The following is a 12,328-nucleotide window of genomic DNA, read 5'->3' on the forward strand; positions in this document are numbered from 1 at the left end:
GCACGAACTCCTATGGTGGATCCGCGCCGAGCGCGGCCGGAAGGACGAATTGGTGCTGCGCCAGGCGGCAGCAATCGCGCTCGACAAGACCGCGACCCGGCTGCGCGATTTCTGCCACATGGAGGAAACGCCTGCCCTGCTTTTCCGGCTCAAGGCGGCGATGGACGGCAACTATCCGTTCGGTGCCTTGATCGACGAGGCGATCCTGGCTACCGGGCGGATCGGCGCCTGGCTCGATCTTCTCATCCCGTGGAACGACCTCAACGAGGCCTTCCGCGCAGCGCTTGACGGCAGGAGGGTCGGGTGATGGAAAAACTGACCATCGGCATTGTCGGTTTCGGCGTCATCGGGCAGCGCTGGACGGCTTGCTTTGCCCATGCCGGCCACACGGTGCGCGTGTTTGATCCGACTGAGCGGCGCGAACAGGCTTTCAATGAGGTGCTGCCTGAACTCATGGCCGACCTCGATGCGTTGAAAGGAACCTCGTACGCGCCCGGCGAGATCCATCTTTTTCCGACGCTCGCCGAGACGCTCGAAGGCGTCGATTTCGTGCAGGAGAACGGTCCGGAAGACCTGGCCCTCAAGCGCCGGCTGCTGGCCGACATCGAAGACCATATTGGCGATGAGGTCGTGATTGCTTCATCCTCCTCGGCCCTGCTGGTGTCCGACATGCAGGGTGAGTGCCGCCTGCCCGGCCGCGTCGTGCTCGGTCATCCCTTCAATCCGGCGCATCTGATGCCGCTGGTCGAGATCGTCGGCGGCAAGGCATCCGATCCGCAGGCGATCGCCCGGGCACACGCCATCTACGAAGCCATCGGCAAGAAGCCGGTAACGCTCAACTGGGAGGTGACCGGCCATATCGCCTTGCGCCTGATGGGCGCCATGTGGCGCGAGGCGATCGCTCTGGTGCGAGACGGCGTCGCCTCGGTCGAGGACGTGGATCGTGCCTTCATGTATGGGCCGGGCGCGAAATGGACCCTGCAAGGTTCGTTCATCTCCAACAGCCTCAACGCCGATGGCATCGAGGACTTCCTGCGCAAATACGGCCCGACCTATCAGGCGATCTGGGACACGCTGCTCGACGCAAAGCTTGACAGCGAGACCATCCGCGCGATCACGGCTTCGACAAATGCGGCGGTGGGCGGGCGCAGCCACGAGGAACTGAAGGCCGCGCGCGAGGCAGGCCTGGTCGGCATTTTGAAAACGGTAGCCGAACGCGGCGCGCTCTAACTCTTTGTTTTGACGCAATTCCGGACAGAAAACCGTTTCACACTTTTCCTGGAATTGCTCTGATCATCACGGTTCAGGAGAACGGCAATGGACTACCGCACTGCCCTCGTCACCGGCGCCTCGAAAGGCATCGGCGCTGCAATCGTCGAGAGCTTGGTCACGGAAGGATTGACCGTCCATGCGCTGGCGCGCAGCCGTGGCGCGCTACAGGTCCTGCAGGAGAGGCTCGGGCCACGCGTGAAACCGCTTGTCGCCGATGTGCGCGACAACGAGGCGATCGCTTCTGCGCTCGGCGCGGCGGAAATCGATGTCCTGGTCAACAATGCCGGCGGTCTGGCGACCGTGCGCCCCCTGCACGAACAGAGCGCGGAGGAAACAGCCGAGGTGGTGGCGCTGAACCTCACCGCACCCTTGCAACTCATCCGCATGTTGCTGCCGGGCATGATCGCGCGCAAGCGTGGCCACATCTTCAACCTGACCAGCACGGCAGCCAGCGGCGTTTTTCCCGGCACGACGACCTACGGTGCGGCCAAGGCCGGCCTTTCCCAGGCCGGTCGCATCCTGCGCTATGATCTCGCGGGCACCGGCGTGCGGCTGACCGAGATCGCCCCGGGCCGTGTGGAAACGGATTTCTATCTGAAGGCCTTCGACGGCGACCGCGAGGACCTGCACAAGCGCATGTACTCGCAACAGCGGCCGCTCGGCCCGGCCGACATTGCCGCCGTGCTTGCTACCGCGCTGCGGATGCCGGATCATGTCGACATCACCGAACTGACCGTCGCGCCGAGCGAACAGGCGCCCGGCGGCCATACCTATCCGCCCGCGCCGCAACGATGAGCATGCGTGGCGTCAGCGACGCCGCGCCTCAGTCCGGCTCGGTCAATTTGTCGAGCACGGCCATGCAGGCCTCCTCCCAGGCCGCAGGCACTCCGCGCGCCGAAAGCACCTGCAGACCCCGCTCGGTGATGCCGCCCGGTGTCACCAGCTCCTCGAGCATCTGATGCATTGGCTGGTCTTTCTCCTCAATCAGCCGCCCGGCGGCCACGAACGTCATCGCCGTCAGCCGGCGGCCAATTGCCGGATCGAGACCTCGCGCACTCGACCATTCAGTCGTCCTGCGGATCAGATCCTGCACCCAGCCATAGATGGCGGCATTGACCGTCGCCAACTCGAAGTCCGTTTCGCTGGCCAGAGCGATCGAGGGGCCAAGCCGGTCGAGGACCGCCCGCGCCTGCTCGAGGTCGGGGAAATAGATCGTCGGACTGGCACAGATTTCGGAAGCCGTGAACGGCATGGCGCGCACCGCGCACGCAGGCGCGACAGCAAACCGCGATAGCGCTACGCCGGCGCAAACCGAAACCATTGTTTGGTCCGTGCGCCACGGCAGGCCAGCGACCGCGTCCGGCGCATGCACGGGCCGCACCGCAACAATGACGATATCGGACTGTTCGACGAGATCGCGATTGTCGATTGCCAGCCGAAAACCGTGCCGGGCGGAGAGTGCCGCCGCCTTGCCCCGCGGCGACAGCACGATCGCCGCGGGATCAAGCCCGGAACGCAAGAACCCAGCCAGCATGGACGTCGCCAGATGCCCGACCCCAAGAATGCCTACAATCATTGTTGTCCCCCGGATTTGAACCTGCTGCTTGCCATTCACACGAAGTTGGGAAAGAAAGGCGCTCTACAAAGTGTCGACACAGCCTGCATACAAATCAGATGAGAACCGTCGTGACCGAACGAGCCGAGACCAGTGCCGATAGCGACCCGTCCCTTGCCGCTGAAGCGGAGACGCGCCGCGCAGCCGATAGCAGCGAACGCGCCTACAACACCATCCGCAAGCTCCTGGTCGAATTCAAGCTGAAGCCCGGGGAACGCATCAACGAGGTCCAGCTTTCGCGCAGCCTCGGCGTTTCGCGCACACCGATCCGCGAGGCGCTGAACCGGCTCGCCTCCGAGGGTTTCGTTTCGCTCACGCCCAATCGAGGCTTTTTCGTCAGAAGCCTCAGCACCGAGGGCCTGCTCGATCTCTACGAGTTCCGCTCGATCATCGAGTGCGCTGCTTTCAAACTGATGTGCGAGCGCGCCGACGACAGCGAAATCGACCGACTGCGGAGCTACTGGGAAGCGATCGTCGATGCCTACCCGGACCAGCCGCCGGATGTCATCCTGGCCGAGGACGAAGGCTTCCATCTGCTCATCGCCGAACTCTCCGGAAATCCGGAACTTGTCGGCCAGCTCAGCTCCATCAATGCGCGCATCCGCTTCATCCGCCGCATCCAGATCGAACATCCTTCGCATGACAAGGCACAGATCACCTCCCATTCGGCCATCGTCGAGGCCGCCGTCAAGCGCGATGCCGAGAACGGCGCGAAACTGTTGCGCGAACATATCGAAATGACCGTCTCCGCCACGCAGCAAGCGCTCAAGGACGCCTTGCTCAAGGTTTTCGCGCCCGACAATGGGGCCGAGCTGAAGCGTCGCCGAAGGGCTCGCGACGCATAATCGATATCTGAGCACAAAATTGAACGCAATAGTGTCGACACTTTCTTGACGACGATCTCTTTGTCTGCTTCGATGGGCTTACACGGGGAAGAAGACCGCAACGGCCTCCCCCTGTCGTAGTCAGCAGCTAAGGGGAACCATGATGAAAAAATCTATCGCCACACTTCTTCTCGGCGCCTCGCTTTTTGCGGCGCCGGCCATGGCCGAGCAGATTACCGTCGGAATGTCCGCGCCGCTCTCGGGCGCGCAGGCCTATTTCGGCAGCACCTGGCACAATGGCTTCAAGCTCTACGTCGACAGGCTGAACGCCGATGGCGGCGTCAATGGCGTCACCATTGCCTATGACCAGCAGGACGACAAGGCCGACCCGCGCGAGGGAACGCTCGTCGCCCAGAAATTCTGCGACAATGACAAGGTCGTGCTTGGCCTGGTGAACTTCAATTCCGGCGTCGCCCAGTCGACGCTGCCGATCTATGAAGACTGCACGCTGCCGACCATGACCTTCGGCTCCAATCCGTCTCTCACCAAGCAGGGCTACAAGTTCATGGTGCGCCCGGTGGCCAACGATCTGGCCGGCGCATTGTTGCCAGCCGAATATGCGCTGGGCAAGCTCGGCGCCAAGACAGCCGTGATCGTCAACGACAAGCAGGTCTTCGGCCAGGGCATTTCCGAAATCTTCGCCAAGAACTTCGAGACCGGCGGCGGCAAGGTCCTCGATACCATTGCCGTGGCGCCGTCCGATGTGGACTTCACCGCTGTGCTGGCCCAGATCAAGTCCAAGAAGCCCGATGCGATCTATCTCGGCGCCGTCATGCCGCAGCTTGCGCTGTTTGCCAAGCAGATGCACGAGCAAGGTATCGCCGCCGTGCTAATGGTGCCGGACGGCGGCTACACGCCGGACCTCATCAAACAGGCGGGCGAAGCCAATATCCAGGGCACGCTTGTCGCGATCCAGGTGCCGCCGATGGATGCCTCCCCCGAGATCGCCGATTTCGCCAAACTCTACAAGGCGAAGTATGGTGAGGAAGCCGGCCCGTATTCGATCTACGGCTATGTACAGGGCCAGATTTTGGAACAGGTGCTGAAGACGACGAAAGGCCTCACGCGTGAGGACCTCAACGCGGCATTGCATGCAGTCAAGGCGAAGACCGTCGTCGGCGAGCTGGAATTCGACGAAACCGGCGAACTCAAAGTCGCCCCATCCTACCTCTACAAGGTGGAGGGAACGGGCTTCCATCTCGTCGGTTCGAAATAGCAGCCAGACCGCCGGAGCCGCATCGCTACGCGCGAAGCGGCTCCTTCACCTGTTGACGGGCGTGCCTGCCGCAAGTACGGGCGGCCACGTCGACCATTCCCCTTCCCGGTTCGACCGGTCCATGGGGTTGCAGGCACAGGACGCCGGCCCATGCTGGGAAATCTTATCCAACAAACGGTAAATGCCCTGACCATCGGCTCGATCTACGCCTTGATCGCGCTCGGCTACACCATGGTCTACGGCGTGTTGCGCATGATCAACTTCGCCCATGGCGAGATGTTCATGCTCGGCGCCTATGTAGCGTTTCTGGCGCTCAGCCTGCTGGTCGGCGATGTCGGGATGTCGGGCGCGCTGGCGCTGACCGCGGCCTTTCTCGTGGCGATCTTCCTCGTCGGCCTCATTGGCGTCGGCATCGAAAGGGTTGCCTACAAACCGCTGAGAAGCTCCACCCGGCTCGCGCCGATGCTGTCCTCGCTCGGCGTCTCATTGTCGCTCGTCACCGGGGTGCAGATCCTGGCCGGCCCACAGCCGGTCGCCTTTCCCAGCTTCTTCCCCGTCGTCCGGTATCAGGTGATGGGCGGCACCATCACCTTGATGCAGATCGGCATCCTGATCGCCGCCTTCGTGCTGATGTTCGGCCTGCATGTCCTGGTCAACCGGAGCCGTATCGGCATCATCGTGCGCGCCGTATCGGAAAGCCGACCGACCGCACAACTGCTTGGCATCAACGTCAACGGCGCCATCTCGATGGTCTTCTTCGTCGGGCCGCTTCTCGGCGCTGCCGGCGGCATCCTCTATTCCAGTTACTATGGCATCATGTCGCCCAGCATGGGCGCCGTCATCGGGCTGAAGGCCTTCACCGCGGCCATCCTCGGCGGCATCGGTTCAATCCCCGGCGCCATGCTCGGCGCCTTCATCCTGGCTTTCATCGAAGTGTGGGGAACCGCGCTGCTGCCCCTTGTCACAAACGGCGTGCTCGGCACCGAGTATCGCGACGTTCTCGCCTTTGCGATCCTCATACTCGTGCTTCTGGTCCGTCCTGCCGGTATACTCGGCGAGGCCGTCTCCGAGGAAAGCACCGTGTACAAGAGGGAATTCTGATGGCCGCCGCCGACACTCTCGCCGCGGCCCGGCCGCGTGCGAACCGGACCATCTCCTGGCTCGTCTTCGCCATCGCGATCGCGCTGATCATGGCCACGCCCTTCCTGCCCAACTACCATGTCCGTGTCCTCAACAGCCTGCTGATCTACATCCTGCTCGGCATCGGCCTGAACATCGTGATCGGCTATACCGGGCTGCTGGATCTCGGCTTCGTCGCCTTCTACGCGGTCGGCGCCTACAGCTATGGGCTGCTGGCAAGCCCGCAGCTCGGCCTGCATATGCCGTTCCTGCTCATCCTGCTCGTCGCCGCCTGCCTGGGTGCGGTCACCGGCATATTGCTCGGCATTCCGGTGTTGCGATTGCGCGGCGACTATCTGGCCATCGTCACACTTGGCTTCGGCGAGATCATCCGCATCATCATCAACAATCTCGACTGGCTGACCGGAGGGCCGCAAGGCATTGCCCGGCTGGACAAGGCGTCGATCCTCGGCATACAGATTGCCCGGCCGATCGACTTCTTCTGGCTGCTGCTGATCACCGTGCTCATCGTCGGCACCGTGGTCTGGCGGCTCGAGCGCTCCATCCTCGGCAAGGCCTGGGCGGCGATCCGCGAGGACCAGGACGCCGCGCGCGGCATCGGCATCAACACCACCAATGCCAAGCTTGCCGCTTTCGCCACCTCGGCCACGATCGGTTCCATAGCCGGCGCGATCTTCGCCGCATCGCAGCGTTTCGTCAGCCCGGAAAGCTTCACGCTGCAGGAATCGGTGCTGATCGTGCTGATGATCGTGGTCGGCGGCATCGGCAACATCTTCGGCATCGTCGCCGGCGCGGCAATCCTGATCCTGCTGCCGGAGCTGCTGCGCGAATTCGCCGAATGGCGCATCCTCTTCCTCGGTCTTTTGATGATCTCGCTGATCATCGCGCGCCCGGCCGGCATCGTGCCGCGCAGCTTCGGGCCGGAGAAACTGATCCGAGGGCTTTTCGGAAAATGACGCTGGTCTTTCAGAGCCTTCGCAAGGTGTATGGCGAGGTCGTCGCCATCGACGACGTGTCGACCGACTTCGCTCCCGGCATGATCCACGGCGTGATCGGACCGAACGGCGCCGGCAAGTCGACGCTGATCAACATGACGGCTGGTTCCTACACAGTGTCGTCGGGCTCGATCACGCTCGACGGCAAGCGTCTCGACAAACTCAAGAAATACCAGATCGCCAATTCGGGAATTGCCCGCACCTATCAGAACATCCGCCTCTTCGACCAGATGTCGGCGATCGAGAACCTTGAAGTCTGTTTCTATCCCGCCGAGGTTGCGGCCGCCTGGAGCGAAGTGATCTGGCCACCCTATGCCAACGCCCAGCGCCGGCGCCGGCGTGAGAAATGCATGGAAATCCTAAGGTTTTTTGACCTTCAGGGCTACGCCGACGTCGATGCCGGGGGCCTGCCCTATGGCCGACAGCGCATGCTGGAGATCGCCCGCGCCTTGGTCGCCAATCCGCGCGTCCTGCTGCTCGACGAGCCCGCCGCCGGATTGAACCACCACGAGACGGCGGAGCTGACGGCAAAACTCACCGCGTTGCGTTCGCCCGACCGGATCATGATCGTCGTCGAGCACGACATGGATCTCGTCATGACGCTCTGCGACAGCATCATCGTCATGCATCACGGAAAGCTGCTCTTCCGGGGCACGCCCTCCGAAGTGCAGGCAAGCACCGACGTCCAACTCGCCTATCTGGGAACCGCCAATGACATCGACGACATCCGGGCCGCTGCTCAGGATCGCCGGGCTCAGCTCGGGATACGGACGCGTCGGCGTTCTTGAGGCCATCAGCATTGACGTCGATCCGCACGAGATCGTCGTCATCCTGGGTCCCAACGGCGCCGGCAAGACAACGCTGCTCAACTCAATCTCCGGTGTTGCGCGGCCCTCCGCCGGCAGCATCGCCTTCGAAGGCCGCGATATCACCGGGATGCGGCCCGAACAGGTCGTGCGTCTCGGCATCACCCACTGCCCGGAAGGCCGCCAGATCTTCCAGCGCCTGACGGTGGAGGAAAACTTGGTCGCGGCCCATATCGGTCGCGGCGGGAAGAGTTTCGAGGCGTTGCGCGCCGAGGTGTTCGAGCTGTTTCCTGTGCTCAAAGAACGGCGCAACGGCATGGCAAGCCGCATGTCCGGCGGCCAGCAGCAGATGCTGGCGATCGGGCGCGCGCTTATGGCCGAGCCGAAGCTTCTGATGCTCGACGAGCCGTCTCTCGGTCTTGCCCCGAAGATCGTCCACCAGATCTTCCGCATCATCCTCGACCTGTCGCGCAACGGCATTTCGATCCTGCTCGTCGAGCAGAACGTTCAGCTGGCGCTCGAATGCGGCGACTACGCCTACCTGCTCAACACCGGCAAGGTGAAGCTGCATGGCCCGGCGCAGGAAATGGCCGCGCATTCGGCCCTGAGGGAACACTATCTCGGCGGCGCCAGCGAGGACGTCCTTCATGTTTGAGGTCGACTGGAAGACGCCGCATCTGTGGCGCAAGACCGCGAACAGGCGCCCGGCCGCACCGGCACCGCAAGGCGACCTGAAGACGGACGTGCTGGTGGTCGGCGGCGGCTTCACCGGCATGGCCGCGGCACTCGGCGCGCGCGACAGCGGCGTGAACGTCATCCTGCTTGAGAGCAACGAGATCGGATCGGCAGCGTCGGGCCGCAACAACGGCCTTGTCATCTCCCACCATTCCAAGGCCTCGCCGGCGGAGTTCGAGGCGGTCTACGGCAAGACGATCGGTGAGCGCTACAATCGCATGGTTGCGGATGCGGCCGGCGTCGCCTTCGGCCTGATGCAGCGCTTCAACATAGACGCCCACCAGGTTCAGGAAGGCTGGATCCAGCCCGCTCACACCGACACCACGCTTGCCCGCGCGCGCCAGTTCTACGAAGAGTGGAAAGCCTTCGGCGCCAATGTTTCCTGGCTTGACCGGGCCGAAGCCAGCGCGCGCATCGGCAGCCCCTATCTCGGCGGCTGGATGGTGCACAATTCCGGCCACATCAATCCGTTCGCCATGACCATTGGCCTTGCCGGCGCCCTTGAGCGCGAAGGCGTGACCATCTTCGAGAACGCCGCGGCGTCTGGCATCGAGAAGGTGGAAGGCGGCTGGCGCGTCTTCACCGCAACGGGAAGCGTCACGGCGCCACAAGTGGTGCTTGCCACGAATGCGCTTACCGGCGACCTCTGGCCTGGGCTGAAGAAGACACTGATGCCGTTCAAGGTTTTCCAGGCCGCGACAAACCCGCTGCCGGAAGGCCTGCGCACCCAGATCCTTGTCGGCAACCCCGCGGTGTCCGACATGCGCAACGACATCCGCTATTTCCACTACGACGTCGACGGCCGGCTGGTGAGCGGCGGCACGCATACATTCTGGTTCGACGAGGCCGACCGCGGTTGCGCCAAGGTCTCGAGCATGCTGGGCAAGGCTTTTCGCGCATTCGGCGGCGAACCGCCGATCGTGGAATACTGGCATGGCACCTTTGCCGTGGTGCCTGATCGCAGACCTCGCCTCTATCGCTTGGCACCCGGCCTCGTGTTTGGTGGCGTCTATTCCGGCCGCGGCGTGGCATTGGCAATGTCACTTGGCCAGGAAATCGGCCGCTGGGCGGCAGGCCGGCGCCGGGACGAGCAGATGCCTTTGCCGGTCACCAACATGAAACCGGTTCCGTTCCATCCGGTCGCCGTGCAGGTCGCGAACCGCATGCATCTCTGGAACCGCTTCAAGGATCGAAGCTCTTGATGACATTACAGACCGACGATGCTGATTTTTGTGCCGGCGGCTTGATGGTCCAGCCAAGGTGTTGTCTTGGCACTTCATGTCATGGGGCGGCGGCAGTCCCTCTCCAGGATTTGAACCAATGCGCGCGGCACTGTGAGCACCGAGCCCCCAAGCCCCGCCGAAAACTCGTCGCGCCGGAGTCCTTCAAGCTCCGCCACCAAGGCTTTCAGGCTGCGTGTCAGCGTCTCCCTGTCCATGCCAGCGTTCAGCCCCCGATTGCCACGACCGCGAGCGTCGTCGCCCGCCGCTGCGTCTCGCGCTTTGTCAGTGCCCCGAGCCATACCCGGAGAGGGGTTGATCCAAGGTTGCGACCTGCCCGGCAGGGATTCGCATCTGGAAGAAGAATCCCGAGTCTTTGCGCCATAGATACGTCGCCCGCTCCAGGTGTGCGTTTCTGGATAAAGGCGATAATTACACAATATAATAAAAGACTTAGGTAATGGTGGTGCTGGCAGTCACTAGCGAACCAGTCTCTGTCTGATTTTCCCTGTTAGGCGCCGAACACAGCGAATTCTCGGCGATTCTTGACGCCCGAGCCAAATTCGACCTTAAATCCCGGAGCGGTTTCAATCTCTTGGGAGGAAATTCCCTATTCGGCCTAACAGGGAAACGAAAGCGCCCTAACAGGGAAGCGACTCGGATCTCGAGGGTTGTAAATGCGCCCTTGCTTGACTTTGAGCTGCGTTGCGACTGGGTTGCGTCATACCCGCCAAATCGCACAAAACCCAGATGCAGCACACTTTCACCCGCCAAGGATTGTATGACCTCGTTTGGTCGACGCCCATTGTCACGCTCTCTGAGCGGTTTTACGCCTTGGGAATGGCCCACGTAGACATCCTGGCGTCAGATGAGATCAGGACCAAAGGCTGACGTGGCTGGGTACGGGAGACTTTGGACTTCCGTTGGCATGTGGTCTGTCGGCTAAAGATTTTGGCAAGTCATCACGAAAAAGCAGATAAGAGCCAATTCCGAATTTCAAGCGGCCCAACCAGGCGATGATATCCAGCGGCTGAGGCGTCGATTGCATTTCGGCCGCTCGACCGATGGTGACCGGCTCCCCGTCGGCTCATATGATCGATATGGAACACCATCATGCGAGGCGGCAAGCATTTTTTCCGGCGGCAGCTAGGGCCGTGCGGCAAGAATGCCCCGCGTTACTCCGCCGCGATCCGTTGAACAAAATCCAGAAAAGCGCGCACTTTTGCAGGCGGCATGTGGCGTGACGGATGATAGGCGTAAAGCGGAAACTGCTCGTCTGACCATTCCGCCAGGATCGTCGCGAGCGCCCCGCTCTCAAGCCACTCGTCGAGGCCGATGGCAAGGCTCTGGAATATGCCTTGCCCCGCGAGACCGGCCGCGACGGCGGCGGAGGGATCGTCCAAGACCAACCGCCCCGACGCCTTGATCTCGATGGCCCCGTTATCCCCTCGGAATTCCCAGGTGAACGGCCGCCCGGTCTGCGGGTCGCGGAATAGGATGCAATCGTGGTGCATCAGGTCGTGGGGCGTGGCTGGAATGCCGTGACGGTCGAGATAGCTTGGGGCGGCACAGGTCAGCACCGGGACGTCCAGCAGTTTGCGCGCGATCAGCGAGGATTCGTCCGGCGGACCGAAGCGCACGGCGACATCCGCGCCGCTCATCAACTCTTCGCGATAGTTGCTGGTGGTCAGATCGAGCGACAGTGCGGGGTAGCGTGCCAGGAATTCACCGATCCTCGGCGCCAGCACCATTCGCGCGAACCAGGGATCGATCGATACCCTGAGCCGCCCGCCCACGAATGCCGCCGAACCGGCGGCTTCGGAGGCCGCCTCCTCCAGTCCGGCCAGCAGCGGCATTATCCGGGCATGGAAGCGCGCGCCCTCCTCCGTCAGCGTGACCTCGCGCGGATTGCGGTCGAACAACCTGACACCGACACGTTGTTCGAGCCTCGCCACCGCACGGCTGACCCCCGATGGCGTGAGACCGAGAACATCCGCGGCCCGCACGAAATTGCCCGCTTCCATCACCGCCCCGAAAACGCCGACCCCGGTCAGCAGCCGCGTGTCGAAACTCATGCCCTAACTCCGTTGCAAGGTCGATGATCGTTAATGGCCCATCATGATGATTTTGAGTCATCTTATCTTTGATTTTATTGCGCGTGAATCATCGCGTCGCTTCCCATAGATGATTTTTGAGCGCCGGGACGGCGCCGGCGGCACACCGGACCGCGGAAGTCTCCGACCTTGCGAGAAGGAATTCATCCATGAATGCGATCTCACGCAGAAGCCTGTTGGCGCGTGGCGGCCTTTTGCTGGCGGCGGGCGCCGCCGCGGTGAACACGCCGGTTCACGCACTGGCGGCCAACCGGCAAGCGCGGTCCGGCAACTTCAAGTCCATCAACATGGCCATGGAACAGGCGGGGCGCGACGGGATCGGCGCCGGCGT

12 protein-coding genes and 1 pseudogene are annotated in these 12,328 nt (G+C 62.7%); 11 read left to right on the forward strand and 2 right to left on the reverse strand.

Annotated elements, in window-relative coordinates; genetic code table 11:
* The 3 genes from EN914_RS38280 to EN914_RS08585 form a co-directional block, all read left to right on the forward strand.
* Positions 1-307 (forward strand): hypothetical protein (locus EN914_RS38280; RefSeq protein WP_164778688.1); only part of this gene is annotated, 307 nt, incomplete at its 5' end.
* A complete protein-coding gene (locus EN914_RS08580; protein ID WP_024504000.1) occupies positions 307-1,230 on the forward strand; it encodes a 3-hydroxyacyl-CoA dehydrogenase NAD-binding domain-containing protein in 924 nt (307 codons plus the stop codon). The genes EN914_RS38280 and EN914_RS08580, both read left to right, overlap by 1 nt.
* Positions 1,231-1,317: 87 nt before the next feature.
* The gene (locus EN914_RS08585) at positions 1,318-2,067 is read left to right on the forward strand and encodes an SDR family oxidoreductase (protein ID WP_024504001.1); all 750 of its coding nucleotides are present in this window, start codon (positions 1,318-1,320) and stop codon (positions 2,065-2,067) included.
* Between the two features lie 28 nt (positions 2,068-2,095).
* Here EN914_RS08585 and EN914_RS08590 read toward each other — a convergent pair whose 3' ends face one another.
* On the reverse strand, positions 2,096-2,848 hold the full coding sequence (locus tag EN914_RS08590; RefSeq protein WP_024504002.1) for a pyrroline-5-carboxylate reductase: 753 nt from the start codon (positions 2,846-2,848) through the stop codon (positions 2,096-2,098).
* A 110-nt stretch (positions 2,849-2,958) separates the two neighbouring features.
* Here EN914_RS08590 and EN914_RS08595 point away from each other — a divergent pair, with 110 nt between their 5' ends.
* The 7 genes from EN914_RS08595 to EN914_RS08625 all read left to right on the forward strand — a co-directional run bounded on the left by EN914_RS08595 (position 2,959) and on the right by EN914_RS08625 (position 9,865).
* Positions 2,959-3,732, forward strand: a complete 774-nt coding sequence (locus tag EN914_RS08595) for a GntR family transcriptional regulator (protein ID WP_024504003.1) — start codon at positions 2,959-2,961, stop codon at positions 3,730-3,732.
* A gap of 142 nt (positions 3,733-3,874) precedes the next feature.
* On the forward strand, positions 3,875-4,987 hold the full coding sequence (locus EN914_RS08600; protein ID WP_024504004.1) for a branched-chain amino acid ABC transporter substrate-binding protein: 1,113 nt from the start codon (positions 3,875-3,877) through the stop codon (positions 4,985-4,987).
* Between the two features lie 150 nt (positions 4,988-5,137).
* Positions 5,138-6,088: a branched-chain amino acid ABC transporter permease gene (locus tag EN914_RS08605; protein WP_245265343.1), complete on the forward strand. Its 951-nt coding sequence runs from the start codon at positions 5,138-5,140 to the stop codon at positions 6,086-6,088.
* Positions 6,088-7,083 carry a branched-chain amino acid ABC transporter permease gene (locus EN914_RS08610; protein ID WP_024504006.1) on the forward strand — a complete coding sequence of 332 codons (996 nt, stop codon included), beginning with the start codon at positions 6,088-6,090 and terminating at the stop codon, positions 7,081-7,083. Before EN914_RS08605 ends, EN914_RS08610 begins: the two co-directional genes overlap by 1 nt.
* Complete coding sequence (locus EN914_RS08615) at positions 7,080-7,910, forward strand: ABC transporter ATP-binding protein (protein WP_024504007.1); 831 nt, start codon at positions 7,080-7,082, stop codon at positions 7,908-7,910. Before EN914_RS08610 ends, EN914_RS08615 begins: the two co-directional genes overlap by 4 nt.
* Positions 7,834-8,583, forward strand: a complete 750-nt coding sequence (locus EN914_RS08620; RefSeq protein WP_050580477.1) for an ABC transporter ATP-binding protein — start codon at positions 7,834-7,836, stop codon at positions 8,581-8,583. The genes EN914_RS08615 and EN914_RS08620 overlap by 77 nt, the downstream gene beginning before the upstream one ends.
* Positions 8,576-9,865 carry an FAD-binding oxidoreductase gene (locus EN914_RS08625; protein ID WP_024504009.1) on the forward strand — a complete coding sequence of 430 codons (1,290 nt, stop codon included), beginning with the start codon at positions 8,576-8,578 and terminating at the stop codon, positions 9,863-9,865. The genes EN914_RS08620 and EN914_RS08625 overlap by 8 nt, the downstream gene beginning before the upstream one ends.
* Positions 9,866-11,058: 1,193 nt before the next feature.
* Here the strand turns inward: EN914_RS08625 and EN914_RS08630 are convergent.
* On the reverse strand, positions 11,059-11,958 hold the full coding sequence (locus EN914_RS08630) for a LysR family transcriptional regulator (RefSeq protein ID WP_024504011.1): 900 nt from the start codon (positions 11,956-11,958) through the stop codon (positions 11,059-11,061).
* A 188-nt stretch (positions 11,959-12,146) separates the two neighbouring features.
* On the opposite strand from EN914_RS08630, the pseudogene EN914_RS08635 reads away from it, so the two are divergent.
* Positions 12,147-12,328, forward strand: a pseudogene (locus tag EN914_RS08635) (serine hydrolase); the annotation flags it as partial.

The sequence above is a fragment of the Mesorhizobium sp. M7A.F.Ca.CA.001.08.2.1 genome, from assembly GCF_003998455.1.
Classification (GTDB): Bacteria; Pseudomonadota; Alphaproteobacteria; order Rhizobiales; family Rhizobiaceae; genus Mesorhizobium; species Mesorhizobium ciceri.